At 53.6% G+C, this 24,796-nt stretch carries 25 protein-coding genes and 1 tRNA gene; 15 read left to right on the top strand and 11 right to left on the bottom strand.

Translation table 11 applies throughout. The features are described from left to right. Window positions 1-31 precede the first annotated feature (31 nt). The 9 genes from Q7R85_00980 to Q7R85_00940 form a co-directional block, all read right to left on the bottom strand. Window positions 32-754, bottom strand: coding sequence for a hypothetical protein (locus Q7R85_00980; GenBank protein ID MDO8584679.1), 723 nt, complete (start codon window positions 752-754; stop codon window positions 32-34). Window positions 755-864: 110 nt separating this feature from the next. Beyond that, the gene (locus Q7R85_00975; protein MDO8584678.1) at window positions 865-1,689 is read right to left on the bottom strand and encodes a hypothetical protein; all 825 of its coding nucleotides are present in this window, start codon (window positions 1,687-1,689) and stop codon (window positions 865-867) included. Between the two features lie 198 nt (window positions 1,690-1,887). Beyond that, on the bottom strand, window positions 1,888-2,385 hold the full coding sequence (locus tag Q7R85_00970; protein ID MDO8584677.1) for a hypothetical protein: 498 nt from the start codon (window positions 2,383-2,385) through the stop codon (window positions 1,888-1,890). A gap of 664 nt (window positions 2,386-3,049) precedes the next feature. Next, the gene (gene trpS, locus Q7R85_00965; GenBank protein ID MDO8584676.1) at window positions 3,050-4,036 is read right to left on the bottom strand and encodes a tryptophan--tRNA ligase; all 987 of its coding nucleotides are present in this window, start codon (window positions 4,034-4,036) and stop codon (window positions 3,050-3,052) included. A gap of 42 nt (window positions 4,037-4,078) precedes the next feature. Next, entirely contained in the window at window positions 4,079-5,860 is a 1,782-nt protein-coding gene (locus Q7R85_00960; protein MDO8584675.1) for a ribonuclease J, read from the bottom strand. Between the two features lie 246 nt (window positions 5,861-6,106). Next, window positions 6,107-6,189 (bottom strand) — tRNA-Leu (locus Q7R85_00955). Between the two features lie 436 nt (window positions 6,190-6,625). After that, complete coding sequence (locus Q7R85_00950) at window positions 6,626-6,832, bottom strand: hypothetical protein (GenBank protein ID MDO8584674.1); 207 nt, start codon at window positions 6,830-6,832, stop codon at window positions 6,626-6,628. A 135-nt stretch (window positions 6,833-6,967) separates the two neighbouring features. Further along, a complete protein-coding gene (locus Q7R85_00945; GenBank protein MDO8584673.1) occupies window positions 6,968-7,573 on the bottom strand; it encodes a nucleotidyltransferase domain-containing protein in 606 nt (201 codons plus the stop codon). Between the two features lie 199 nt (window positions 7,574-7,772). Further along, window positions 7,773-8,276, bottom strand: coding sequence for an ASCH domain-containing protein (locus Q7R85_00940; protein ID MDO8584672.1), 504 nt, complete (start codon window positions 8,274-8,276; stop codon window positions 7,773-7,775). Window positions 8,277-8,496: 220 nt separating this feature from the next. On the opposite strand from Q7R85_00940, the gene murA reads away from it, so the two are divergent. The 4 genes from murA (at window position 8,497) to Q7R85_00920 (ending at window position 11,996) form a co-directional block, all read left to right on the top strand. Beyond that, window positions 8,497-9,792, top strand: a complete 1,296-nt coding sequence (gene murA / locus Q7R85_00935; GenBank protein MDO8584671.1) for a UDP-N-acetylglucosamine 1-carboxyvinyltransferase — start codon at window positions 8,497-8,499, stop codon at window positions 9,790-9,792. Window positions 9,793-9,872: 80 nt separating this feature from the next. Next, complete coding sequence (locus Q7R85_00930) at window positions 9,873-10,235, top strand: four helix bundle protein (protein MDO8584670.1); 363 nt, start codon at window positions 9,873-9,875, stop codon at window positions 10,233-10,235. A gap of 47 nt (window positions 10,236-10,282) precedes the next feature. Further along, window positions 10,283-11,293 carry a rod shape-determining protein gene (locus tag Q7R85_00925; GenBank protein MDO8584669.1) on the top strand — a complete coding sequence of 337 codons (1,011 nt, stop codon included), beginning with the start codon at window positions 10,283-10,285 and terminating at the stop codon, window positions 11,291-11,293. Then, window positions 11,256-11,996, top strand: a complete 741-nt coding sequence (locus tag Q7R85_00920; protein ID MDO8584668.1) for a hypothetical protein — start codon at window positions 11,256-11,258, stop codon at window positions 11,994-11,996. Before Q7R85_00925 ends, Q7R85_00920 begins: the two co-directional genes overlap by 38 nt. A 437-nt stretch (window positions 11,997-12,433) precedes the next feature. Here Q7R85_00920 and Q7R85_00915 read toward each other — a convergent pair whose 3' ends face one another. Further along, window positions 12,434-13,012 (bottom strand): hypothetical protein, encoded by a 579-nt coding sequence (locus Q7R85_00915; GenBank protein MDO8584667.1) that lies wholly within the window; start codon window positions 13,010-13,012, stop codon window positions 12,434-12,436. A gap of 140 nt (window positions 13,013-13,152) precedes the next feature. On the opposite strand from Q7R85_00915, the gene Q7R85_00910 reads away from it, so the two are divergent. The 8 genes from Q7R85_00910 (at window position 13,153) to Q7R85_00875 (ending at window position 21,176) form a co-directional block, all read left to right on the top strand. Then, window positions 13,153-13,698 carry a ribosome-recycling factor gene (locus Q7R85_00910; protein MDO8584666.1) on the top strand — a complete coding sequence of 182 codons (546 nt, stop codon included), beginning with the start codon at window positions 13,153-13,155 and terminating at the stop codon, window positions 13,696-13,698. Between the two features lie 92 nt (window positions 13,699-13,790). Further along, window positions 13,791-14,804, top strand: a complete 1,014-nt coding sequence (locus tag Q7R85_00905) for a M50 family metallopeptidase (protein ID MDO8584665.1) — start codon at window positions 13,791-13,793, stop codon at window positions 14,802-14,804. A gap of 309 nt (window positions 14,805-15,113) precedes the next feature. Beyond that, window positions 15,114-15,497, top strand: a complete 384-nt coding sequence (locus Q7R85_00900; GenBank protein MDO8584664.1) for a hypothetical protein — start codon at window positions 15,114-15,116, stop codon at window positions 15,495-15,497. A gap of 175 nt (window positions 15,498-15,672) precedes the next feature. After that, window positions 15,673-16,932, top strand: coding sequence for an aminoacyl--tRNA ligase-related protein (locus Q7R85_00895; protein ID MDO8584663.1), 1,260 nt, complete (start codon window positions 15,673-15,675; stop codon window positions 16,930-16,932). A gap of 29 nt (window positions 16,933-16,961) precedes the next feature. Next, window positions 16,962-18,005 (top strand): rod shape-determining protein, encoded by a 1,044-nt coding sequence (locus Q7R85_00890; GenBank protein MDO8584662.1) that lies wholly within the window; start codon window positions 16,962-16,964, stop codon window positions 18,003-18,005. A gap of 151 nt (window positions 18,006-18,156) precedes the next feature. Then, window positions 18,157-18,861: a rod shape-determining protein MreC gene (mreC, locus tag Q7R85_00885; GenBank protein MDO8584661.1), complete on the top strand. Its 705-nt coding sequence runs from the start codon at window positions 18,157-18,159 to the stop codon at window positions 18,859-18,861. Window positions 18,862-18,865: 4 nt separating this feature from the next. Further along, complete coding sequence (locus Q7R85_00880) at window positions 18,866-19,321, top strand: hypothetical protein (GenBank protein MDO8584660.1); 456 nt, start codon at window positions 18,866-18,868, stop codon at window positions 19,319-19,321. Continuing rightward, window positions 19,308-21,176 carry a penicillin-binding transpeptidase domain-containing protein gene (locus tag Q7R85_00875; protein ID MDO8584659.1) on the top strand — a complete coding sequence of 623 codons (1,869 nt, stop codon included), beginning with the start codon at window positions 19,308-19,310 and terminating at the stop codon, window positions 21,174-21,176. Before Q7R85_00880 ends, Q7R85_00875 begins: the two co-directional genes overlap by 14 nt. A 693-nt stretch (window positions 21,177-21,869) precedes the next feature. Here Q7R85_00875 and Q7R85_00870 read toward each other — a convergent pair. After that, window positions 21,870-22,307, bottom strand: a complete 438-nt coding sequence (locus Q7R85_00870; protein MDO8584658.1) for a hypothetical protein — start codon at window positions 22,305-22,307, stop codon at window positions 21,870-21,872. A 106-nt stretch (window positions 22,308-22,413) separates the two neighbouring features. Between Q7R85_00870 and Q7R85_00865 the strand changes: the two genes are divergently transcribed. The 3 genes from Q7R85_00865 to Q7R85_00855 all read left to right on the top strand — a co-directional run bounded on the left by Q7R85_00865 (window position 22,414) and on the right by Q7R85_00855 (window position 24,625). Further along, on the top strand, window positions 22,414-23,112 hold the full coding sequence (locus Q7R85_00865) for a triose-phosphate isomerase (GenBank protein MDO8584657.1): 699 nt from the start codon (window positions 22,414-22,416) through the stop codon (window positions 23,110-23,112). A gap of 69 nt (window positions 23,113-23,181) precedes the next feature. Further along, window positions 23,182-23,937 carry an SIMPL domain-containing protein gene (locus Q7R85_00860; protein MDO8584656.1) on the top strand — a complete coding sequence of 252 codons (756 nt, stop codon included), beginning with the start codon at window positions 23,182-23,184 and terminating at the stop codon, window positions 23,935-23,937. 7 nt (window positions 23,938-23,944) lie between these two features. Further along, window positions 23,945-24,625 carry an alpha/beta fold hydrolase gene (locus Q7R85_00855; GenBank protein ID MDO8584655.1) on the top strand — a complete coding sequence of 227 codons (681 nt, stop codon included), beginning with the start codon at window positions 23,945-23,947 and terminating at the stop codon, window positions 24,623-24,625. Window positions 24,626-24,796 lie beyond the last annotated feature (171 nt).

Here is a 24,796-nt window from a genome sequence, read left to right as displayed (position 1 = left end):
ATGGAACCCCTCGGGCTGTCGTTTGCGTCTGTTACTTGCTTTCGGAATCGGTTAGCGTCGAGTCTCCGGGGAGATTGTCCCGTTTGACTTCGTAACCGTACGAGCAGTACCCATCCTCCAGCCTTCCGTTGATGAATTCGAGGCACATGTATATGTCCCAGTGCGCTTTTTGGCTCTCGTCCGCGTCGCAGGGGAGGTACTTCTCGGTTTTGCCGCAGTTGTAATTGCACCGCCATGTGAGTTGCCAACGGAGTTGCCTGCAATCGCCCTTTTTTCTGTCATCGTTGATCCAGGTGGTGGATGCGTCTGGGTTTTTAAGGTTGCAAGCGCTTGCGATGTCGAGTACCTCATCCTGGCTCATGCCCCGACGCATCTTGCTGAGAGCATCTCCGTATCTCGTGTTGGGAAGCGCCGGCACTGGCGCGATTTGCTCCTTGAGTCGGGTGATTTCCTGGCGCAGTTGCTGAACCTCCTGACTTCCTGCGTCTTTTGTCGCTGATTTCTGGTGCGCTTCCGTTGGCAACTGAAGCGTTGATGCAGTCGTCGGCGTGACCTGCGGTGCATGAGATTGCTCGCCGTTGTGCGCCGGCATCATTGCGGCTGCGTCGGCGGCTGGGGAGTGCGGGGGTTTCAGCGTCGGTCTTTGCAGCCAGAGCATGGACGCCGCCATGCTGCCGACCACGAGGAGAACCAGTGTCCATTGGTACTTGCGCATCTCGTGCCTCCTACAAAAGACGTTCGAATTTCCTGTCACAAGCTGGCTACACTGTAGCATCCCTACGCGGCTTTAACAAGACGTCTTGCTGTTGTAAAAAAGTGAACAGCCCGGGAGGTTCATAACCTCCCGGGCTGTATGCGTTGCCGCTACTTCCAGTGCTCATCCTTCATTTCCACGCGCACCTGCATCGGCTTGTAGGTGGCGTCCACGACCTTACCATCCCAGAGGTGAACCGTGAGGTCCGCCATCCAGATTGGGGGACCGTAGGGGAACGGCCTGAGCTCGCCACATTCCTGCCAGTGTGTCTCCCAGACCTCACCGCTCTCCTTGTCGTTGCCGCACCTTCCTTTCCAGACTTTCTTCTCGGTGCTTGCCATGATCGGGTGATGGCCGCCCTCCAGAACGTACTTCTGGTAGAGCGCGTCCAGCTCGTCCGCGGTCATGCCGAGCTTGATGTCGGCGAAGGCCTGATGACACGGGTTCTCGGGTTCGTTCATCTTCGACTCACCATCCTTCGCGGGCGGGACGGGTAGCCCGTCGCTCACCGAGTGGCCCTGCTTGTTCCCTTGTGCCGTGTACATGGTGCCGCGCACCTTGTACACCTCGTCCTTGTCCTTCACGAGCGTCACGACGAGTGTGACGTGGCATTCGTCTTCCCGTCCCTTCGCGTTCCAGATGTACGTCCAGTACTCATGGGCGCCGTCGTCCATGACGCGAGATGTTTTCTCCGGCTCGCCCGCGAAGTTCTTCTCCGCGAGCGCAATGAGCTCCTCCTTCGTCATGTCGGGAGAGGTGCCGTTGGGCGTCATTGCTCCGTAGAGATTCGTCACCCCGTTCTCGGGCGGGACGTACGACGTGCTCGGCACGACCTTGGTCTTGCAGGTCGCGGTCTCCTCGTCGGCCATCACAAACTGGGCCACCACGACGAGCGCCAAGGCGCACATCGCGACGAGGTACAGGGTGCGACTCATGCGAGTCCTCCTCAACAGGGAACCAACAAAAACCTACACGAACGCTTTATATTATATACGAACGCGGTGTGTTTGTACATAGTGAGGATGCATCCCTTATGCTGGTGTTCTCAAGAACACCAGCATAAGGGATGCGCGCTGAAAATGACAAAGGAGTCCCGCAGGGCGGGGCTCCTTGTTACGATCGTGCGCGCAGGACTACTTCTGTTTCCAGAGTTGGGGCTTACTCTTTCCGTTGAGCGTGTAATTGCCAACGTAGATAACGCCCCCTGGTGTTACCAATCCGTCGGCACCGAGATCGACGTTGAGTTCTTCACAGGAATGGTTCTTCTGCGCGTGTTCCCCGTATCGGCGCCATATGAGCCGCACTTCAGCCTCTACGTTGTCGGGCGGTTTCGTGCGGCTGCTGCTCACCACCCAGCTCTTGATGCGCTTCTCTACAGCTTTCCGCACTTGGTCTTCGGTCATGCCGCGGTTCAGCTCTTCGTATGCCACGGCAAGTATCGCGTCGGGAGGAGCTCCGCTGGACGCCTGCGCCATCAGTGCGTCGTAGGCTTGCACCTTTTCCCGAGTCGCATTTGTTTGTCTGACCAGAGGCGGAATCAGTAGCGCAAGAAATGCGATTCCAGCGACGAGGAGAACCCAATCCGACTTCTTCACGGCATCCTCTTTCTGTCCCGAAGGACAAAAACACATAACTCCACTGCATTCTACGGTAGAGGATGCGAGCGGCGTTTGCAAGCCGTTTCGTTACTTATTCGCTCATTCCCTCCAGAGGCGGGCAGGCGCGCGAATGAGCGAATAAGGGGGCGGCGATCTGGTTGTTGTGCGTTGAAAATGACAAAGGAGCAGCCGAATGTCGGACTGCTCCTTGATCGCGGGAAAAAGTGGGGTTGGCTCGGCTTAGCCTTGGACGATAACTTTGCAGAAATCCCTCTCCAGTCCTGCGGGACCTTAAAGGAATGTTCTTATCGCAGAGAGATCGCCCGGATTCGGACCGTACGCTCCGTCCGTTCCCGACTTGCGCCAGAAGCTGGGTGGAGTAATTTGGTCCTACTTGGGAGCATGCAAGAGGAGGCTGTACAGATTGGGTTCGCTACCTCCCAACCATCGAGCTTTGTAACTCCTCGCAGCTTGCGCTGCATTGCGAGTCCCTCCGTCCCCCCACTACACCCGTTTCCGGATGACATGGGGTTTTAGGTTGATCCCGTTCGCTGGCTTGCACCGAAGTGCTGCTCGCTCCAGGGAGTCGCTTTTCGCTTTCCTCCTTACCAACCCCACGTAAAAAAACTTTAACAAAGCCGGCTCGCGTGTGTCAAGCGCGGCTTGGGATAAGGTAGTCCTTCGACAAGCTCAGGAACTAAACGAGGCCGATTTTCTTTTTCACTTCAGCGAGTTTCGTGGTGGCGAGTTTCGCGGCTTTCTTCTGGCCGGCGGCGAGGGCGCGTTTTATCGGCGCAGGGTTCTTGATGAGTGCTGCGTACTTTTTGCGGTACGCCACGAAGTGGTCGCTGACAAGATCGGCAAGCGCGTGTTTGAATTCACTGTAGTTTTCTCCGGCGAACGCCTTAACAAGCTCGGGAACGGATTTTCCCGAGAGCGCGTTCATGATGCGCAAGAGATTTGAAACACCCGGTTTGTTTTGCTCGTCATACTTCACCTCGCTTCCGGAGTCTGTCACTGCGCGCTTCAGTTTTACTTCAATTGTCGCAGGTTCATCGTCAATGAAAAGGCAGCCGTCCGGCTGTGACTTGGACATTTTCTTTGTCGGGTCACTCAAGCTCATCAAGCGGGGGACAGAAGTCATGAGCGGTTTTGGTTCCATAAATGTTTCGCCATAGCGGCTGTTGAATTTCCGTGCCAGGGTGCGCGTGAGTTCCAAGTGCTGGAGTTGGTCTTCGCCCACGGGGACGAATGCGGCGTTGTAGAGCAAAATATCCGCCGCCATCAGCACGGGGTAGGTGAAGAGGCCGACGTTCACGTTTTCTTCCTGTGATTCCGCCTTGTCCTTGAATTGTGTCATCCGGCGCAATTCGCCGAACGGCGTGAGTGTTCCCAAAATCCACGCAAGCTCGGTTGACTGTGGCACCTGCGATTGGACAAAGACCGTTGATTTTCTAGGGTCTATGCCCAACGCAAGATAGCTCGCCGCGAGGTCAAGAATCTGTTCGGGTTTCATCTCCGGATCGTAGGTTTCTGTGAGTGAGTGCAGGTCGGCAATAAAGAATAAGCAGTTGTATTTGCCGGAGGCTTGCAGCTCAACGAAGTTCTTGAGGGCGCCGAGGTAATTTCCGAGGTGGAGTTTTCCGCTCGGCTGAATCCCGGAGATTAAGATGGGCTTGGTCATAACGTTATTGTAAGATTGCCACGCTTCGCTCGCAATGACAACCTAGATTTCAATAATCACCGGCAGCACCATCGGGCGGCGCTTGGTTTTGGTGTAGAGGTATTGGCCGATCTGGTCGCGGATCATGCCCTTCAGGTATTCCGGGTCAATGGCGTGGTCGGAGGGGATGCGGCTCGTGATGTTGCGCAAGCGCTTCCGGATTTCTTCAAGCATTGTCTGATTTTCTTTAAGGTAGATGAAGCCGCGCGAAATGATGTCCGGATTTTTGACCATCCGGTTGCCTTCTTTCGCCATCGTCATGATGATGACGACCATGCCTTCCTGTGACAGGATTTTCCGGTCGCGGAGCACCACTTCTTCCACGTCGCCGACGCCGAGCCCGTCCACCATCACGTAGAAGGTGTCCACGCGTTCTCCTGAAACGCGCAATCCTTTTTTACCGAGCTCCAACACTTCGCCGTTATCAATGACGATGGTCTGCTCTTTTTTGAGTCCCACGCTTTGTCCCAACTCGGCCGAAACCGAGCGCATATAATAGTAGCCGTGAATCGGCATGAGATATTTCGGCTTCATCGCGCGGATGACGTCCTTCAGTTCTTCCTGCGGCGCGTGTCCGGAAGAATGGATGTCCATGATTTTTGACGTGAACACTTTCGCGCCCTGCCGTGAGAGGTTGTCCTTCAGGGTTTGGACGCTCCGTTCGTTTCCCGGAATGACGGATGAGGAGAAAATCACCATGTCGCCCGGCTTGATGCGCACGAAGCGGTTTTCGCCCGTCACAATTTTCATGAGCGAGGCGTTGGACTCGCCCTGCGCGCCGGTAGAGAGTACGAGAATTTTGTCATCTTTGTGCTTGTGTATTTCTTCAAGCGGAATGATAAGCCCTTTCTTCACTTTGATGTAGCCTAGATTTTGGGCGATTTGGATGTTGGACTTCATAGAGAAGCCGCTGATCGCCACATGGCGACCGACTTTCTCGGCGATTTTTAAGATTTCCGCGATGCGGGTAAGCATGGAGGAAAATGTCGCGAGGATGATGCGGCCTTGTGTGCTCTTAAACAACTTCTCAATATTCTTTTCCACTTCGCGTTCGGAAACGGAGCGGCCTTCTTCGTCGGCGTTGGTACTGTCCAACATGAGGACGTCCACGCCCAGTTTTCCGATGCGTTCAAACTCGCCGAGTGAAAGCGGTCCGCCCACGGCGTCGTAGTTGATGCGGAAGTCCGCGCAGTTCGCGATATTCCCCGCCGGAGTTTTCAAGAGTACGCCGGTGGTGTCCGGAATGGTGTGATCCACGCCGAAAAATTCCGCGGAGAAGTAGCGCGAGATGACGGTTTTGTCTTCACCTTTCACGATGACAAAGCGCAGCCGTGGCGCGTTCGGAAACTCCTCTTGGCGCTTCGAGATGATTTCTTTTGTGAGCGCGGTCGTGTAGATCGGCGGATTGCCGAGCTTATCCATCAGGTAGGGGATGGCGCCGATGTGGTCATAGTGACCGTGCGTGATGATGACGGCTTTGATGTTTTGTTTCTTTTTTTCCAGATACGAGACGTTCGGCAAAATGTAGTCAATGCCCGGAGTTGCTTCTTCCGGAAATTGAATACCCATGTCAATGATGACGATTTCGTTTTTGTACTCAAGGAACATGGAGTTGCGGCCGATTTCTTCAAGGCCGCCGAGTGGCGCGATGCGAAGGACGTCTTCGGCGCCCGCGACCGGCGCGATTTTTGCCGCCGCGGCGCGATGCGTGTGAAAATCGTGCGCCCGGACGACACCGGAGAATTTGGACTGCTGACGTTTAATTTGGTTTGGGTTTCTGATCATGGAGTAATCGCGAATAATGCGAATTTAATTTTAATAATGCGAATAAGTTTGTAATGTTTTTTATTGTTGTGCCGAGGGGGGGGAATCTCACTGCTCGCTTCGCTGCGCTCTAAAACCCATCGGTTTTAGTATTTCCGCCACGGGGAAACTCCCGTTTCCCCGACCCCTTTCCCGTTCGACTCCCGACCTGTTTGACGTTGGTTAATTATTTTTTCCTGCGCATTTGTTAATTTGTGAGTAACTCTGTGCCGAGGGGGGGAGTCGAACCCCCATGACCTTGCGATCGCTGGCACCTGAAGCCAGTGCGTCTGCCATTTCGCCACCTCGGCAATTCTACAAACTTAATAGAAACAACCGGGAATTTGTCCCATTTATTGGCGCAGAGAAGTCAGGAAGAAACGTGCCATTTGCAGGTCAAAGATACGAGGAGGACTTAACGTTATTTATACTGTAGCAAAGCCGTCAAAAGAATGCAAGCGCAGCTTATTGATAGACCTTATCCCTGCGTGCGACATCGATGAGCGCAATGGTAGTGTTCGACAAAAATTGAAAAATGACTCTGTGGTCGCGGCCGATGCGGAACGAGTGGAAGTCGGCAAACTTTCCATGCAGCGGTTTTGTGTGTAGCGTCGGGTGAAAAGGGTCGCTGGTGAGCTCACGCAGTTTGGCGTTGAGCCGTACTTTCGTCTTTATATCAAGCCGCTTTGCCGATGCGACAAAGCTATCTCTCAGAAGAAGTGTATACATTCGCGGAAAATCCGTGCCCTACGAAATCAATTTCAGGAAGGTTTTTGGGTCGTAGACATGGCGCGCTTTCCCTTTCGCGGCTTTCAATACCTCTTTCACGAAACTTGCGCGATACTCACCCTCGGGATCTTTTGTTTGCGCTAAAATAACGGTTTTGAGTGCCGCAACATCGCGTTTCAATATACTCATTTCTCGTAGCAATCTTTTTTCTGTGACAACGGTCATGATATTTTGTACTATAACCAAACTTTTTGATATGAGCAAGCGATTTGTTTCCTCTCAAAGCCACCAACGGAGTTAGGGACTTAATTGAGGAGGGGAGCGAGCCGACGGGTATCGGCTCGCTCCCTCTCGCGTGCGCTAGCTACGCAGATCCGAGAGATCACGCTTGTACTTCTTCTCGAGATCTGCGATGTCGATCCGGACGAAAGCGTTCGTCCGCTCGTCGTATCGCAGGACGTGCGCGAAGGCGTGCTGGAAGAACTTGGGATCCTTGTGCATCCGTCCGACCTCCCCGCGCTTCGCACGGCTCGTGAGAATGCTGATCGGCAGGACGTGGAGATCCACCGGATGCTTGAGTGCGGTCACGACATCCGGATCGTCGGCGTTGAGGTCGAACCATCCGGTCAACAGCAGTTCGAGGTTCCCGCGGAGGCAGCCGTACGCATCCTTCTTTTCGTCTTCGCCCCGTGACAGGAAGAAGTTGCTGTAGAAGCCGCCGTCGAAAACCATGAGGTCGATGTCGCCGACTTCGCCCTCGCCCCGCGCGACAGAACCGAAGAGCAGGATCTCGTTGATCCTGGGATCCAGCGTGTTGATGTCGCTCACGTTCTCCTTGAGGGTGAGCAGCGGTAGCATCGCGAACAGCGACAAATCCTTGACGGCAGTCATGCCCAGCTTGCGCTGTCCGATGGTGATGATCCTGGCAATCTCGACAGCGTTCTTCAACGAAGCGGAGTGCTTCATGACCAGTCCTCCTTCATACGTGTTGACTCTTGATTCGCAGACTGCGCTACACCAGTTCAGTCAGTGCTTATAGCAATATAGCAGATATTTTGAGTTCTGTCAATAGCAATGAAAAACTCAGCATTTACAAAGGTTTTATTAAAAGACAGACCCCATACCGAGCTTTCCTCGATATGGGGCTGGGATTCTGGCGTGAGGGCTAGGGGTCGGATATGCGCACGTAGGCGCCGCACTTCTTGCAGTAGACCTTGCCATCGCGTACGCCCAGGGTAAAGGCGGTTTCGTAGCTGCGACCGTTCGACCTACATTCTGAGCAGAGGTTCTTCTCTTCTGCTGCCGCCTTGCATTCGTCCACGAGCTTGCCGCGGACGTTCGTGAAGTAGATGACGGTGACGATGGAGTCCGGGCAGACGCCGGAATGGTACGGCTTGAGGTTCGCGATGTATTGGTCCATCGCGGTCGCGGGGTCGTCATACCCTTCATCCTTGAACTCCTGCGGAGTCACTTCGGAGAGCTTGCAGCGGCGGACGCTCACGACATCCGCCATGACCACCCATGGCTCGATGTGGCAGTAGAGCACGAGCTCATCGCCCGCCAAACACGCACGGTCGCCAACGCGAATCGTCGCGGTCTTTGTACTCGCGAGAATCATTTTTCTCACCGGGCCCGACTGGACAAGGAACGGGACTTTCGTCTTGCTCATGCGAGCGTCTCCTATAAGTTCAATGCTGACTTTATTATAAAGAGGTTGAATAAAAAGAACAATTGCTGGGGTGGTATTTTTTACCTTTGCGTTGTATGCTGGAGGCGGAGAACGGCGAATGACCACGTAAACTAAAAAAGCAAAAAAACAAAGAAGCAAGAAAGCAAGAGTGGGAGCCTTGATTCATTGTTTTATTGCTTTGTTGCTTTATTGCGTTGCTATGCAATTCATCATCCACGGCGGGAAAAAATTGAAAGGAGAAATTGCGCTTTCGGGCGCGAAAAACGGCGCGAGCAAAGTGCTCATCGCGTCGCTTCTTACCGACGAGGAATGCGTGTTTTCCAATGTGCCGGACATCGGTGAGCTTGAGATTACCGAAGAGCTTTGTCGCATGATCGGAAGCGAAATTGTGCGTGAAGGAAAAACGCTTCGCATTAAAACGCCGGAGATTAAAAACTCTCGCGTCGGCTCGCTTTCAAGAAAAAATCGCATTCCGATACTTGCGCTTGGTCCTTTGCTTGCGCGCGTTGGCGAGGCCGAGATCCCGTTTTTAGGGGGAGATAAAATCGGCGCGCGGCCGGTGGATATTCACCTTGAGGCGCTTCGCGCGATGGGTGCCTCAATTGAAATTGCGGGGGAGCGTTATGTTGCTACGGCGAAAGGCGGTTTGCATGGGACAAAAATCCGGCTGCGCTATCCATCGGTCGGCGCGACGGAGAACATCATATTAGCGGCGGTGCTGGCCGAGGGGAGAACGAGCATTTATAATGCCGCGCGTGAGCCGGAGGTGAAGGAGCTGGTGAAGATGCTCCAAAAAATGGGAGCCATCATTGAACTTGGCGCCAATCGCGCGTTTCATATTGACGGCGTCAAAAAACTCCGCGGCGTTACTCACGCCGTGATTCCGGATCGGAACGAAGCGGTGTCGTTCGCGTGCCTTGCGGTTGCGACCGATGGTGACGTGTTCGTGCGCGGAGCGGTGCAAGATCACCTGAGTACATTTTTAAGTACGTTGCGCAGGGTCGGCGGGGAATATGAAGTGAAAGATGGTGGCATCCGTTTTTGGCGCTCCAGCGAACTTAAAGCCGCCGAAATTGAAACCGATCCGCACCCGGGATTTATGACCGATTGGCAGCAGCCGTTCGCGGTGCTTTTGACGCAGGCGATGGGTGCCTCAATTATTCATGAAACCGTGTATGACGATCGTTTTGGTTACACCGCGGACTTGAATGCCATGGGCGCGTACATCACTGTTTTTTCCAAGTGTCTCGGTGAACTGACGTGCCGGTTTAATGGCAAAGGTTTTAATCACAGCGCGGTGATCAACGGGCCGACGCCGCTTCACGGGGCGAATGTTACGGTGCGTGATTTGCGGAGCGGCATCGCGCACATCATCGCGGCATTGACCGCCACGGGCGAGTCGGTTATTTCCGGCATTGAAGAAATTGACCGCGGGTATGAACGGATTGAGGAAAGGTTGCGGCTGCTTGGCGCGGACATTGTGCGGAAGGCATAAAAGCAATAAAACAACGAAGCAATAAAGCATCAGAGCATCAAAACAACGAAACAAAAATACAAAAACAATCATGCAAGACGATGAATGATTTTCAGGAAAAACTTAAAGGTAAAATGGATGACTATACTCACCTTGTTTACGCAATTACAAAAAACTTTCCTAGAGAAGAGCTTTTCGGTGTTACGTCGCAGTTTCGGCGTGCCACCCTTTCTGTTGTTTTAAATTATATTGAGGGATATGCCCGGCGGAAACCTCTCGTACGTCTGAATTTTCTTGAAATAGCATTCGGTTCTTTCAAAGAATCCCGGTACCTTCTTCATTTTGCTTTTGTTGAAAAGTACATTTCTGCTAAAGACTACGAACGCGGCGCTGTCATTGCGGATGAAATTGGCGCGATGCTTTGGGCGGAAATACGTGGACTGGACCAAAGGATAGAACGGTAACGAACGCTTTGCTTTATTGCTTTATTGCTTTATTGTTTTATTGAACTATGTTTACACGGAAAATAGGTATTGACCTCGGCACGGTGAACACCATCGTGTTTGTGCCGGGCAAAGGGTTTGTCATCAATGAGCCGACGATCGTCGCGATGAGCGTGCCGGATAATACCGTGCTTGCCGTTGGCCGCGAAGCAAAAGATATGATTGGCCGCACGCCGGATGATATTGTCGCGTACCGTCCGATGAAAGACGGCGTCATTGCCGACTACTACATTACGCGCGCGATGCTCAAGTATTTTATCGCGAAAGCAACAGGCTCATTTAATATCGTCAAACCGGAAGTCGTGCTTTCCGTTCCCGCGGGCGTGTCTTCGGTTGAGCGTCGCGCGGTGATCAACGCCGGACGTGAGGCCGGAGCGAAAGAAGTCTATATTGTGAAAGAGCCGATTTTGGCCGCCTTAGGCGCGGGTATCACCATCAATCATCACTCCGGCAATATGATTATCAACATCGGCGGTGGTACCTCCGAGGTCGCGGTGATTTCACTCGGCGGCATTGTGTCGTGGGCGAGCTTAAAAGTCGCGGGAAATAAGTTTGACCAGGCCATCATTGATTACGTGAAACGCAAGTATTCGCTTTCCATCGGTGAGCAAACCGCGGAGGCGGTGAAAATTCAAATCGGGGCGGCGCTGCCGTCAAAGGAAAAATTGGAATATCAGATTCGCGGCCGTGACTTGGTGTACGGATTGCCGCGCGACATCGTGCTGAATTCCAATGAAATCGCCGAAAGTTTGAATCCGTTGCTTATCGAAATCGCAACTACGGTGCAGAATGTGTTTAATAGCACTCCACCGGAACTTGTGGCGGATATTATGGAGCAGGGTATTCTCGTTTCGGGCGGCGGCGGACATTTGCGTGGCATCGATGACTTCTTTAAGCGTATGACCGGAGTGGAAACGTATATCGCGGAGGAGCCGTTATTCTGCGTTGCCAAAGGCGCCGGACTTATTTTGAACCACCTTGATGTCTACAAGCGCACACTCCTTAATAAGCGATTTTAAGGTCCATATTGCGGAAGGGCGGTTGGGCCACGCGTATCTTTTTTGGGGCGAATCGCCGACCGCGATTGCTAATGTCTGCCGCGCGATTATCGCGCTCCTTGAATGCGGAAAGACCTCGTGCGATGGCTTGTGTATTGATAGCCGTGAATTTGGGGCCGGTGACGGCGGAACTATCAGCATCGGAAGTGTGCGGGAGGCAATTACTTTTTTGTGGCAAAAACCGCTGCGCGCGGCGCGGAAAACGGTTTTTGTGAATGGCGCGGATGCGCTGTCTACCGAGGCGCAGCACGCGTTTTTGAAAACCGTTGAGGAGCCGCCGGAGCACGGACTAATTTTGATGAGTGCGCTTGACCCGAGGGTAATTGTGGCGCCACTTGCTTCGCGTTTCCAAAAAATATATGTGGGGAGCGAGGGAGAGGAGGAGCTTTCGGGCGCCGAAAAAACAGCGGCGCAGTTGGCAAAGAAATTTGTTGCGGGCGCTGTCGCGGAGCGGAGAGTTATTATTGCGGATGTGCTGGAAGCCGAGGAGCTTTCGCGCGTCGAACAGCTACTCGCGCATTTCGTGCGGCATGTGTTGATAGAGTGCCGCAAGGATCCGGTGAAACATGTGCGGCTCATGGGGCGGCTGACGGAGAGGTGGGCGAAGATGCAGGATTTTAATACGAACAGGAAGTTGCAGTTGGAGACGTTGTTGGATGCGTGAATCCACCTCGCGAAAGCCCTGCATAGTATTGTTCACGGGTCCGGCTCATTCCGCCGCTCCATTCTTTTTCTTACCCGCTCCGCCTCGAGAAAGCCCGTTCGCTGCGGTTGATTTTTTGAATGCACGAACGAGGCTCGCGTTCCTCCTCCCGCCCGCAGGCGGGAGGATTTTCCGTCTCATTCGTGCATGGTCAAAAAATCCGCCCTTCACTCACGGTTTTCTGACTCGGCTGCACTTAGGTTACGAAAAAGAATAGCGCGGCGGAATGTATCAGTCGTGTATAGTATCGCTCCAACATGCTCGCTCGAAAGCACGCCTACGCTTCCTGCGTCGTATTAGGGAGGTGGTGAAGTGATGATAATGTAGGCGTTTCACGCCCTTTGATTCTAAAAAGTGAAGAGCCCGGCTGCCGAGGCAGACCGGGCTCTCGCGAGTCGCTAGAACAAGTTCCATGCGTAGTCCTCTAAGACGTGTGTCACGACTACCCACGCAGCGACGGTGCGCCACGTGTAGTACGTGGTGAATTTCCACAGGAATCGTGGATCCTTTATGTCCCATCCATGCGCCGCAAGGCCGATGATTCCGTCGCCGATGCTTGCGATCGGCGACCAGCGGAAGTGCGCAAGCACGCCTCCCATAACGAAAGCCGCGAGCCGAGCGTAGATAACGACGAGGAAGAACGCGCCGATGTGAAACCCCGCCGTGTGCAAGAGTCTTCCGCAGGTATACCAAGGGAAGAGGAGTTTGGCGATGATGTGGTCAATATCCACGGCGTTTCCTGCGAGGCCGCCAAGTAGCGCCATTATCGCGACGTGTTTGACGCACTGCGCGTAGTACTCGCGCGTTCGCCCCTCCTCGGTCAGCGCGATCACCGTCTCGACCGGTGCGGCGCGCTTCCACGCCCAGCGGAGCATGACGATGGTGGCGACGGTGACGAACACCGCGATCCACGCGCCAAGGCCTGTGTGGCAGAGGCAGGCTTGGATCATTTCTGCCGGCGTGTAAGAGCCGAGCATATGCTCGAATTTCGGCCAGAGCGTCGGTGCTGCATACGGCAAATCAAACACAGCAGTACTCCTTACAAACAATCACTGTTTTTAGTATAGCGGATTTTTGAAATTGCGCCGCGGGCGATCATCCGTTACTATCCATATATATGGACATCAAAGATTTTGAGGAAAAATTAAAACGTATCGGGGAGAATTTGAAGAATGAACTTTCGGGGTTGCGCACCAATCGTCCGTCGCCGAAAATGATCGAAGATGTCGCGGTGGAGTATATGGACGCGCACATGTCGGTGAAGCAGCTCGGGTCCATCACCATCGCTCCGCCGCGCGACTTGTTGGTCAACGCGTGGGATCAGCATTCACTCGCGGCAATTGCGAAAGGCATTGAGGCGGCGAACTTGGGACTTTCAGTCGCGGTGCAGGGAACAATTGTGCGGGTCACGCTGCCTGCGATGACCGGCGAACGAAGATCTGAAATAGAAAAGCTCGCGAAAAAAGTTTGTGAAGAACATCGCATCAGCATCCGCGGAGCGCGCGACGAGGAGATGAAAAAAATAGAGCGCGCCGAAAAGGAAAAAGCGATTTCGGAAAATGAAAAGTTTGCGCTGAGAAAGAAAGCGCAGGAGGCGGTGGATAAGGCGAATAAAAGCATTGAGGAGCATTTGGCGGCGAAGGTGAAGGAGATTCAGGAATAGGCGGTCAGCTTCATTAGATGGTTAGCTTCGTTAGGCAACAGGCTTTCCTCTAATGAAGCTAAAAAGCTAACGAAGCTAATAAATCTTGAGCCATGATTATTTTCTTAACTATCCTCGGCATCGCATTGCTCATTCTCGCCCATGAGTTCGGGCATTTTATTTGCGCAAAGGCGTTCGGCGTGCGCGTAGATGAGTTCGGCATTGGGTTTCCGCCGCGGCTGTTCGGAAAAATAAAAGGAGAGACCATGTACAGCGTCAATCTCTTGCCGCTTGGCGGATTTGTGCGCTTGCACGGCGAGACGGCAGGTACGGCTGACATGAATGACGCGCGGAGTTTTATTGCCCAGCCGGCGTGGAAACGCTTGGTTGTGATTGCGGCCGGAGTTGCGATGAATGTCGTGCTCGGTTGGCTGATTGTTTCCGCAGTGCTTTTTATCGGTACGCCGCGGGGGTTGCTCGTTGACCGCGTGCTGCCTGATTCTGGCGCCGCTGAAGCAGGACTTCTTGCGGGAGATTTTATTACCGGCTTTACGGAAGGGAGCGCCTTCACGAGTTACATCCGCGCGCATGTTGAGGAAGTCATCGTGTTAAACATTGTGCGCGAGGGGCGGCGTATCGCAGTTAGCGCGGCACCAAAACCGGCGAACGGTGGCGGAGGAGTGTTGGGCGTCGTTGTTGCCGAGGCGGGAGCGGCGCCGTTGCCGCTATTTGCCGCGCTCCGCGAAGGATTTGTGCAGTCGGCAATTATGATGGCGTCGGTTGTTGTGGGGCTGTGGAGCATCCTCGTGTCGTTGTTCACGCAGGGCAAGTTGCTTGAAGGATTTGTCGGGCCCGTCGGCATTTTTTCCGTTGCCCAACAAACCGGATCGTTGGGACTCGCGTTTCTGTTTCAGCTTATCGGCGCGATTTCACTAAACCTCGCAGTGTTAAACATTATGCCGTTCCCTGCCTTGGACGGCGGGCGGTTGCTGTTTCTGGTATTTGAAAAAATCAAAGGTTCACGCCTTTCTCCGCGGTTTGAGATGATTGCGAATGCGACCGGCTTTGCAATTCTTTTGGCGCTGATTGTGATGGTGACGGCGAGGGACGTGGTGCGACTGTTCTAATGTCATTGACCGGTCGCTCGCCCTCTATGACGTGCATTTGGAAACCGCGGGCTTTTCTTCCGGCATGCAGGCGCACATTGACGGCGTTGGCGCCGAAAACGCCGCAAAGCTGCGCAGTGTGTTGATGGAGAGATCCAAGCAGGCATCAGGGCAAACGTGAGTGGGAGTTTGAGTGTCTGCGGGGCGCGCTGGTTCACCGCACTTGACATGACGTACTAGATTTGTTAAGATGTTGCGTAGTCACGGAATGGCTGACGCGCTGTCGTGGTGATGGCGCAAAGCTGCTCCGGCTTCGTGGAGGTACGAATCATGAGCGCGCTCATGACCAAGGTGGACCGTACGAAGGTGACGCCGCAGTTTATTGTGAATCGTGGCATCTCTTTCAACTCGCTCTTCGGGAAGACTGAGCCCGAGTTGGTCGCCGTGGAGATTCTCCGCAAGTGCGTGAAGGAGAGGCGCTGGGTGACCTTCCGGGTTCCCCAGCGTAAGGATTGGTGGGGCGCCCTCGCCGCCGCCGGGCTTCTGGAGCGTCGTGGGAGCATCTACCGTGTCACCGATTTGTTCATTCAGGAGCTTCTGAACCATTCCGGCAAGAGCACGAAGGAGAACTTCACGCGGAACGCCGTGCGTGGGGAGAACGCGGAGGTCCGCAGGAAGATCGGCGAGTACATGCGAGTCAACAACTTGTGGTAGGGTCTCGGGACAAGTTCAGCGTTACGGCTCGCATCGGGTTCATACCGATGCGAGCTGTTACATTTTTCAGACACTTTATCTCATTTGCTTTTCTTTTTGATATTGCTACAATCGGAGCAGGGACTAGGTAAGGCCTTCGACAGGCTCAGGCAATATTTTAATCGTTTGTGCCGCGATGTTATTCTCTCAACTTTTTTCAAAAACAACAAAGACCTTCCCGAAGGATGAGGAGGCGGTGAACGCGAAGTATCTTTTGCGCGGGGGATTTATCCGCAAAATGTCGGCGGGCGTATTTACGTTTCTGCCGTTGGGATTTCGCGTGTTGCAGAAGGTGGTCAACATCGTTCGTGAAGAAATGAACGCCATTGGCGCGGAGGAGTTGCTTATGAATGCGCTGGTTGCGAAAGAGTATTGGGAGAAATCCAAGCGCTGGGATGTTGACGTGATCTATAAATTGAAGACGCAAGCCGGCGAAGAGTTTGGTTTGGGCTGGACGCACGAGGAGGTCATCACTGCAATCGCCCAGCATTTCATCCAATCATATAAAGATTTGCCGAAGGCGGTGTACCAGATTCAGACGAAGTTCCGTTCGGAACCACGCGCGAAAAATGGTTTGCTTCGGGGCAGAGAGTTTATGATGAAAGACCTTTACAGTTTCCATGCCGACAAAGCGGGTTTGGATGCGTATTACGCGACGGTCATCAAAGCGTATGAAAAAATTATGAAGCGCATCGGTTTGAAGTATCTCATTACGGAAGCCGCGGGGGGCGCTTTCACAAAAGAGTACACGCACGAGTTTCAAGTGCTCGCGCCTTCGGGCGAGGACACGGTGTATTATTGTGAAAAATGTCACTACGCGCAGAATAAAGAGGTGGCGAGCCCCGACATGATGTCCGGTAGCGGCAAGTGTCCGAAGTGCGCAGGAAAAATTTTGAGTGGCAATGCGATTGAGGTTGCGAATGTGTTTCCGCTCGGTACGCGCTACGCGGATGCCTTCGGCGTAAAGTTTTTGGATAAGGACGGCGTGTCGCGGCCGGTGGTTATGGGTTCGTATGGCATCGGCCCTTCGCGTATTGTCGCGACGGTTGTTGAAGTGAGCCACGATGAGCGCGGTATTATTTGGCCGAAGTCCATCGCTCCATTTGACGTGCATTTGGTACTTCTTGGTGACGGCGCGAAAGAGCGTGCGGCGGCGAAAAAACTGTATGCGGATTTAACAAAGCGCGGCGTTGAGGTGCTCTTTGACGATCGCGAGGTTTCCGCCGGAGAAAAATTCGCGGATGCGGATTTGCTCGGCGTTCCGTTGCGGTGCCTCGTGAGCGCAAAAACCGTCGCGGCGAAGAAAGTTGAAGTGAAGGAACGCGCGAGCGGCAAGGTGAAACTTGTTGCATCTATGGTAGCGCTTCGACAGGCTCAGCGTATAAATATTTCCTGAGCACCGTCGAAGGATTACCGTAATATGTTATGAAGTTTTTAGACTATTTCACGAAAAATATCGGCATTGACCTTGGCACGGCGAATACTCTTGTATACGTCGCGGGGCGCGGCATTGTGGTGAATGAGCCGTCGGTGGTTGCCATAAATAATAAAACCGGCGCCGTGGTTGCCGCGGGCGATGAAGCGCGCAAGATGATTGGCCGCACGCCGGCACACGTGAATGTAGTGCGGCCGCTCACCAACGGCGTTATCTCGGATTTTGAAACAACACAAGAAATGCTCCGCCATTTTATGCGTACCGTGGACACTAGAAAGTTGTGGCATTACCGCCGCGCGGTTGTTGGCGCGCCGAGCAACTTGACTGAAGTGGAACGAAAATCCGTTGAGGACGCGGTGGTGGGTGCCGGAATACACAAGGCGTTTATTATCGAAGAATCCATTGCCGCTGCCTTGGGCGCCCGGTTGCCGGTGGATGAACCGACCGCGAACTTGATTGTGGACATTGGCGGAGGCACAACAGAGATCGCCGTTATTTCCATGGGCGGAACGGTTGTCGCGAAAAGTCTGAAAATCGCGGGTGACCGGCTGAACGAAGATCTTATCCGTTTTGTGCGTGATGAATTTCGTCTCGCGATCGGCGACCCGACGGCGGAGGAACTCAAGGTCACCATCGGCTCCGCAATTCCTTTGGAGCAGAAAATGGAGATGACGGTGCGAGGAAGAGATTTGGCAACCGGACTTCCGAATGAGGTTGTGGTGCGTGACGCGCAAGCACGCGCGGCAATCAGTAAGTCGTTGAAGATTATCACCGAGTCCATCAAAGAGGTGATTGAGGTGACCCCCCCGGAGCTTGCAGGGGATATTTTGCGGCGTGGTATTTATCTCTGCGGCGGCGGAAGTTTGCTGCGCGGCATTGACCAATACATCAGCAAGGATTTACAGGTTGCGGCAACGATTGTGGAAGACCCTCTGACGTGCGTTGCGCGCGGGACCGGCATTGCCGTGGAAAACTTTGAGAAATATATGGCGATTCTGCACAATCCGTTTACGCCACGGGAGATCACCTTGTAGAGCCCTCCGGGATACGGCCAATTCCGGCGATTTCGTTGTCGCTCCTCCTCAAGGTATCTCAGTGGATACGATTTCGTCGTCGCTCCTAGAACTCGCCGGAATTGACTCGTATCGCGTCGGGGTCTATTTTTTAGATGGGTTCTCTCGTTTTATGCGCTACCTCTTTTTTGTCATCACAACTATCTTTTTCCTTGGGTCTATTTTTTATGGCGGTGTTTTTGCTCGCGCGTCCGACTCTTTTGTTGGACAAGTAAAAAGCGTGTTCGCATTGCCGTTTCTTCTTGTGAAAGGTGCATTCTTGCGGCTTGATATCGCGCGTGAGTTTGGCGCCCTTGCGATGGAAAACCAAAGTTTGCGCGCGGAACTTCTGGCGCGGAAGGATGACTTTCCTCGCCGCGATGCGCCGCTCATCGCCGCGAAGGTCTACGCGCTCTATCCGCTGAATGATAAGTCCGTGCTGACGCTTGCCTCTGGTGCCTCCGCGGGAATCCGCGAAGGCGCGGCCGTGCTCGCCGCGAAAGGAATTCTGTTGGGGCAGGTTATTCGCGTGGAGAACGACTGGAGCGAAGCGCGGACCGTGTTTGACCTCACGCACGACATTCCCGTGCGTATCGGTTCTTCGGCGACGAACGGTCTTTTACGTGGCGGAGCAACGCCGGTGATTACGCTTATCGCGAAAGGGAAACCCGTCGCGGTCGGTGATCCGGTATACGCAACAAGCCGCGATTTGCCTTATGGCCTTGTTGTGGGAAGCGTTTCCGAGGTGCGGGAAAACCCGGGTGCCGCGTTTGTGGAGGCGCCACTGACGCTGCCGTACAGTTTGCATGATTTGACGACAGTATTTGTTGTCCGATAATCATATGCGCCCTCAATCGTCATTACGCACCATTCTTTTCTCGGCGCTGTTCCTTATATCTATCGGCGCGCAATCGTCGCATGTGTTCACGGTGTTCGGCGCTAATATAAACTTTTTTATGGCAGGACTTCCGGCGCTGCTTATGGCCGTGCCGGCGTCGGTGGTTGGTTTTTTGGTGATCGCGGCCGTGGCGATGCTCAAAACCATCCCGGTGCTTCAAGGCGCATCGCTTGCGCTGTTGCTCGTCGCGTTCCTCGTCTCTCTTGGCCGGCGATTTGTGCCGCTGCACCCGGCGTTGTTAAATCCGATGCTCTCTGCCGGTGGGGTTGCAGGATTTTACGCGCTGACGAATCGGGTTATGTTTTCCGCGCGCGCGGCGCTACTCACGGAGCTTCTTACGACAGCGTTTGTTTCGCTGTTTTTCACGATGCTTATACAAAATTTTAATGAAAAACGATGATTTGCATTTTGAAGAAGCGATGTTCGACGGGCTTGGCCGAAGTCCTGCGTCATTAGAGTTGCCGTTGCATCGCTCTGTTTTTGTCGGCGCTGTCGCAGTCGCATTTTTTGCCGTTACAGCCATGTTTATCCGTGTCGGTTATTTGAACATCACGCGCGGAGATTTTTATGTTGCGCGCGCGGCGGGGAACGCGAGCAAGGAGACCGTATTACCGGCACAACGCGGAGTGATTGTGGATCGGACCGGTCTTCCGCTTGTTAGCAACGAACCGATTTTCAGTGTTTTTTTGAATGTTCCCGAATTTTTAAAAAAGGATCCGGAGGCGAGACTTACGTTCATTGAACGTTTGCGCGGTATATTGTCCGCGGATGAGCTTCGGGGTGACATTGGCGATATTGTGCGCCTAGCGGACTTGGAGCGAAGCGCGCAACTGCTTCTGGAGCAGGGCGTTTCGGTTGAAACCGCGATCGCACTTAAAGGATTAAATGAGCCGGCAGTCGGGATCGCGAATGATTATCGCCGGAATTACCTCTACGGACCCGCCTTCGCGCACCTCCTGGGCTACACCGGCATCGGAGATATTGGCCGCACCATTCAAGGCAAAGACGGACTTGAGGCGTTTTATGACACACTCCTTCGCGGCGAAGATGGCTATGAGCGCATCATGCGCGATGTGCGAGGGAACGTGCTTGAAAAGCGCGTGAGCATGGAGCCGACGCCCGGCAATACGCTGGAAACAACGATTGACGGCGAACTGCAGCAATATTTTTACGGTCGTATGCGTGATGGCTTACGCCTGCTCGGACGCACCGCGGGCGTCGGAATCATTCTCAATCCCAAAACCGGAGAAATTTTATCGCTCGTGAATTTGCCGAGTTATGATGATAACCTCTTTACGCTTTCCGGGAAAAATGACGCGCGGGGTCGCTTACTCCGCGACGCGGCGCATCCGCTGTTTAATCGCGCCGTTTCCGGCGTGTATAGCCCGGGTTCAACCATCAAGCCGATGATGGCGCTTGCCGGACTTCACGAGGGCGTGATTGACCCCACAACATCCGTTTTTTCTTCCGGCGTTTTGGAGCTCGCGAATCCGTATGATCCCGCGCATCCGAGTAAGTTTTTGGACTGGAAGGCGCACGGCTGGGTGAATTTGTACTCGGCACTCGCGCGTTCCAGTAACATTTATTTTTATGTGCTGGGCGGTGGCTTTGGTGACAAGAAGGGATTGGGGGTAGCGCGCATTGAATCGTATTGGCGCGACTTTGGTTTTGCCGACCGCACCGGCGTTGATTTACCCGGAGAGGCATCCGGCATTTTTTACGGACCAGAAGAACACGAGCGGCGCACCGGCAGGCCGTGGAGAGTGGGCGATACGTACAACGTGAGCATCGGCCAGGGTGACATGATGGTGACGCCGCTGCGCCTGCTTTCCTTTATCGGTGCTATCGGCGCGGGCGGACACGAGAAACAGCCATACCTTATGCAGACTGTTCGTGACGCGAAGGGCGAAATTGTGGAGTCTGCGCATCCGCGCGACATTTTGGATTTTTCTGAATATGTCTCGGAAATCCACGAAGTACAGCAGGGAATGAACGCCGCCGTGCAAAAGGATTATGGCACGGCGCACAAACTCGCTGATTTACCATTGACGGTCGCGGGCAAAACCGGCAGCGCGCAGATTCAGAACAACACGAAAACCAATGCCTTCTTTGTTGGCTACGCTCCGGCAGAAAATCCCGAGCTTGCGATCCTTGTACTTATTGAAGACGCAAAAGAGGGGAGTTTGAACACGATTCCGATTGTGAAGGATGTATTGCAGTGGTACTACGAGCACAGGATGGCTCCCGGCAGTTGAAGTCGCCGCGTGTATTTTCCGCAACGATTTCTGCTCGCGGAAATTTTTCTCGTAAAAAACCGCGAAGTTGGAACCCATCTCAAAAATCCCTCCCGTCGCGATACGAGTCAATTCCAGCGAGTCCGAGGAGCGACGACCGAAGGTGTATCCTCTGGATACTCCGAGGGAGTTGCGACAAAGGAATCGCTGGAATTGGCCGTATCCCGAAGGGTTCGTGCGATTTCCTCGCCCCGCGGCGTTGCTCGTCGTCGGCGTAACCCAGAGGTTACAACCTCCTCCTCGCGCCTAGCGGATTCGAGGAAATCGCTACAAACGCGCCTGGGAGGGATTTTTGAGATGGGTTCTTGGAATAAGGCGAACTCAACCTCTGTCTCGCCCCGACCGCGGTCGGGGCGGCCTTCGGGATTCACACAGCGCCATTGTTCCGACTTCGCGATTTCTTTACTCGTGAATTTCACGCATCGCTCCAATATGTTGCGGAAAATACACGCGGCGTCTTCCGATGCGTCGCCATAAACCACCTTTTGTCATTCCGGGCTTGACCCGGAATCTATTAGGTATAGATCAGTTACTCTACTATTACGCGGCCGCGTATTAGTAGAGTAAGGATTGGTACGCGATGAGTAAAAATATAAAAATGAAGCCGCCCCTGTAGCCGTTGGCTACTCGGGGCGGGTTCGCTTGTTGTGCTGTTTATGGCAGTTCGTCGTGTGCCGGACTTTCGAGTGGCTGGGATTTGCTGCCCCAGCCCCTTGCGGCGAGGTAGTCGTCGAGCTTCATGCAGAGCAGTGCGATCGTCATCGTTGCGCCGAGCATGATGGCAACGAGGTGGACTCCTTCCGTCCACACGAGTACGGTGCTCCCGTAGAACACAAGCACCGGCCAGTACTTGGCGCGGCTCCCTTCCCAGTGCAGGTCGTGCAGAATCGTGAGAAGGATCGCGCCTACGGCCATCACACCGGCGAGACATACGACGAAGAGTTGCTGTTCATTCACCTCCGTGCGTATCCCGGGCTTGTTGGTGAAGTACCAATAAGTAAGGAGGATGGGAATGAAAAGCGCGCTACCGAGAGAGAGGTACTTGCCCAGTTGCACCGATTCCTTCGCTGTGTCCTTCAGCCAGTTACTCATTGTGTCCTCCTTTGTCCGAGAGCTGTACGCATGGTATCATGGAGAATAATTGAGGTCAACAAAGCTGCATGGATCGCGCTAACAAGCTAACGGAGCTAATAATCTAATGAAGCTAATAATTGCTAACTGGAAAATGCACCCAGCGACCGTTGAAGAAGCGGTTGCGTTGGCGCGCGCAACGGATATTGAGGGGCTTGTGATTGCGCCGCCACCCACGTTTTTGGAAGTCGTCGGGAAGGAGTTGAAAAACGCGGAGCTCGGTGCGCAGGATGTTTCGGATGACCTTGCATCGCTTGGTGCGCGGTATGTTATCGTCGGTCATTCCGATCGGCGGCGGCTCGGTGAAACCGACGAGATGATTGCGAATAAAATGAAGACGGCGGTGGATGCCGGACTTATTCCGGTACTCTGCGTCGGCGAATCGCGCGAGGAACATGATGCCGGTCAGGCGAAAGAAGTCGTCGCCCGCGAGCTTCGCATCGGTTTATCTCGAGTGGGCCAGTCAAATGTTAATAGTCAAATGTCAATTGTTATAGCATATGAGCCCATCTGGGCCATCAGCACAAACAAAAATGCCGCAGCCGATACTCCGGAAAATGCGGTAAACATGGTACTATATATAGGAGAGGAGATTCAACGGCTTGGCATCACTGTGCCGATTCCCGTACTCTACGGCGGTTCGGTCAATGCCGCGAACGCCGCAGGATTTTTAAAGGAAAAAACAATTGGCGGAGCGCTCGTTGGCGGCGCGAGTTTGAAACCGGAGGAAATTAAAGCAATCGTTGGGATTGCCGCCGATCGTTGATGTTTTACGTTGTGGTTCGACAAGCTCACCAACTATTATATTTATATCCTGAGCCTGTCGAAGGATTACATGATCAAGGAAGCAAAAAATTATTTCTGGGTGTTGATTGACGTCGCGCTTATTGTCACGATCGTGTTCGGCACATGGTGCGCGGTGTATTACGTCGGGCGTTATACCGCTTCGCTTCCCATCACGCGAACGATAACTATTTCGGCGGAAGGTAAAATTGTTGCTGAACCGGATATCGCAAAACTTTCCTTTTCTGTTGTTTCTGAAGGCAAGGATCCGGAGGTAATTCAGCGCGACAACACGGTGAAGATGAATGACGCGATAGCTTTCATTAAAGCGCAGGATGTTGACGCGAAAGATATAAAAACATCCGGGTACAACCTTTCACCGCGTTATGATTATGACGAAAAAAAGCGTACGAGTTACATTTCCGGCTACACACTGACGCAGACCGTTTCGGTACAGCTGCGCGACTTTGCGAAAATATCGCCGATACTGGGACAGCTTCCATCTCTTGGCATTAATCAAATCCAAGGCGTCAATTTTGAAGTTGAAGACCCGGAGAAATATCTGGTGATGGCGCGTGAAGAAGCGTTTGATCGCGCGTACTCCAAAGCCGCAGCTATGGCAAGACAGAACGGCGTCCGTATCGGGCGCGTGGTCACCTTTAGCGAAGGGTCCCAAGGCGGCCCGATCTATCTTCGTTCATTTGAGGCGATGGCAATGAAGTCGGATGGTGGCGCTCCCGCGCCGACGATTGAGCCGGGGAGTGAGGAGGTTAGAGTAAATGTGAGCGTGACGTACGAGCTCCGGTAGCACCCGTATGGACATTACACCCGTCGCAGTGACCATAAAGACGCTGGACGGCATTGATATCGCCGGGACATTTTACGATGTTCCTGATCCCAAAGGAGGCGTGGTTTTTTTGCATATGATGCCGGCGGTGAAAGATTCTTGGGATGAGCTGGCGCTCCGGTTTGCCGGTGAAGGATATCTCGCACTCGCCATTGATTTGCGCGGCCACGGCGAATCGGAAGGCGGTCCGAACGGCTATACAAAATATACTGATGAGGAGCATCAAAAAAGTATTTTGGATGTGGACGCGGCGGTGAAATACTTGCTGGCGAAAGGTGTGGCGGTGGATAGGGTTGTGCTCATGGGTGCTTCCATCGGCGCAAACTTGGCGTTGAAGTACATCGCGGATCATCCGGACTTCAAGACGGCAATTCTGCTTTCTGCCGGTTCAAACTATCGCGGCATTATGACGCTGCCGGCGGCGGAGGCATTGAAGCCGGCCGCGCGAATGTTTTTTGTGACGTCGCGTGATGACAACAGCAATAGCGACGAGACCCAGAAGATTTTTTCTTCAATACCTAAAGATGTAGAAAAGCGTTTGCATATCTATGAACATGCGGGTCATGGGACGAATATGTTGGGCAAAGAGCCGAAGTTGACAGGTCTTATTATGGAGTTTGTGAAAGCGACTAGCGGAGAGAAGGAGTAGATGTAACACAACGCCCGGCATAGCATTGTTCGCGGGTCCGACTCTCGCGCTCCAGCGCGCGCGAGGCCTCAATGTCTCGGCGATTCGGTCCCGCAAAAAAAGCGGGACACCATGCCGAATCGCCTCCGACAAACCCGCTCACAACACTATGCATGGCGTTGTGATGCAGAG

The sequence above is a fragment of the bacterium genome, from assembly GCA_030649055.1.
Lineage (GTDB): Bacteria > Patescibacteriota > Minisyncoccia > UBA6257 > JAUSGH01 > JAUSGH01.
The sequence above is the reverse complement of the archived record's forward strand: the minus strand, read 5'-3'. Positions and strand labels throughout refer to the sequence as shown.

Bases quoted from the DNA above. Each gene is read 5' to 3' on its own strand.
- Q7R85_00855 (MDO8584655.1), top strand. From the start codon at position 23,945: ATGGACATTACACCCGTCGCAGTGACCATAAAGACGCTGGACGGCATT.
- Q7R85_00900 (MDO8584664.1), top strand. From the start codon at position 15,114: ATGAGCGCGCTCATGACCAAGGTGGACCGTACGAAGGTGACGCCGCAG.
- Q7R85_00870 (MDO8584658.1), bottom strand. From the start codon at position 22,307: ATGAGTAACTGGCTGAAGGACACAGCGAAGGAATCGGTGCAACTGGGC.
- Q7R85_00930 (MDO8584670.1), top strand. From the start codon at position 9,873: ATGAATGATTTTCAGGAAAAACTTAAAGGTAAAATGGATGACTATACT.
- Q7R85_00950 (MDO8584674.1), bottom strand. From the start codon at position 6,832: ATGACCGTTGTCACAGAAAAAAGATTGCTACGAGAAATGAGTATATTG.
- Q7R85_00970 (MDO8584677.1), bottom strand. From the start codon at position 2,385: ATGTGTTTTTGTCCTTCGGGACAGAAAGAGGATGCCGTGAAGAAGTCG.
- Q7R85_00920 (MDO8584668.1), top strand. From the start codon at position 11,256: ATGTCTACAAGCGCACACTCCTTAATAAGCGATTTTAAGGTCCATATT.
- mreC (MDO8584661.1), top strand. From the start codon at position 18,157: ATGCGCTACCTCTTTTTTGTCATCACAACTATCTTTTTCCTTGGGTCT.
- Q7R85_00925 (MDO8584669.1), top strand. From the start codon at position 10,283: ATGTTTACACGGAAAATAGGTATTGACCTCGGCACGGTGAACACCATC.
- Q7R85_00975 (MDO8584678.1), bottom strand. From the start codon at position 1,689: ATGAGTCGCACCCTGTACCTCGTCGCGATGTGCGCCTTGGCGCTCGTC.
- murA (MDO8584671.1), top strand. From the start codon at position 8,497: ATGCAATTCATCATCCACGGCGGGAAAAAATTGAAAGGAGAAATTGCG.
- Q7R85_00880 (MDO8584660.1), top strand. From the start codon at position 18,866: ATGCGCCCTCAATCGTCATTACGCACCATTCTTTTCTCGGCGCTGTTC.
- Q7R85_00910 (MDO8584666.1), top strand. From the start codon at position 13,153: ATGGACATCAAAGATTTTGAGGAAAAATTAAAACGTATCGGGGAGAAT.
- Q7R85_00905 (MDO8584665.1), top strand. From the start codon at position 13,791: ATGATTATTTTCTTAACTATCCTCGGCATCGCATTGCTCATTCTCGCC.
- Q7R85_00960 (MDO8584675.1), bottom strand. From the start codon at position 5,860: ATGATCAGAAACCCAAACCAAATTAAACGTCAGCAGTCCAAATTCTCC.
- Q7R85_00890 (MDO8584662.1), top strand. From the start codon at position 16,962: ATGAAGTTTTTAGACTATTTCACGAAAAATATCGGCATTGACCTTGGC.
- Q7R85_00915 (MDO8584667.1), bottom strand. From the start codon at position 13,012: ATGCTCGGCTCTTACACGCCGGCAGAAATGATCCAAGCCTGCCTCTGC.
- Q7R85_00865 (MDO8584657.1), top strand. From the start codon at position 22,414: ATGAAGCTAATAATTGCTAACTGGAAAATGCACCCAGCGACCGTTGAA.
- Q7R85_00940 (MDO8584672.1), bottom strand. From the start codon at position 8,276: ATGAGCAAGACGAAAGTCCCGTTCCTTGTCCAGTCGGGCCCGGTGAGA.
- Q7R85_00945 (MDO8584673.1), bottom strand. From the start codon at position 7,573: ATGAAGCACTCCGCTTCGTTGAAGAACGCTGTCGAGATTGCCAGGATC.
- Q7R85_00860 (MDO8584656.1), top strand. From the start codon at position 23,182: ATGATCAAGGAAGCAAAAAATTATTTCTGGGTGTTGATTGACGTCGCG.
- trpS (MDO8584676.1), bottom strand. From the start codon at position 4,036: ATGACCAAGCCCATCTTAATCTCCGGGATTCAGCCGAGCGGAAAACTC.
- Q7R85_00875 (MDO8584659.1), top strand. From the start codon at position 19,308: ATGAAAAACGATGATTTGCATTTTGAAGAAGCGATGTTCGACGGGCTT.
- Q7R85_00895 (MDO8584663.1), top strand. From the start codon at position 15,673: ATGTTATTCTCTCAACTTTTTTCAAAAACAACAAAGACCTTCCCGAAG.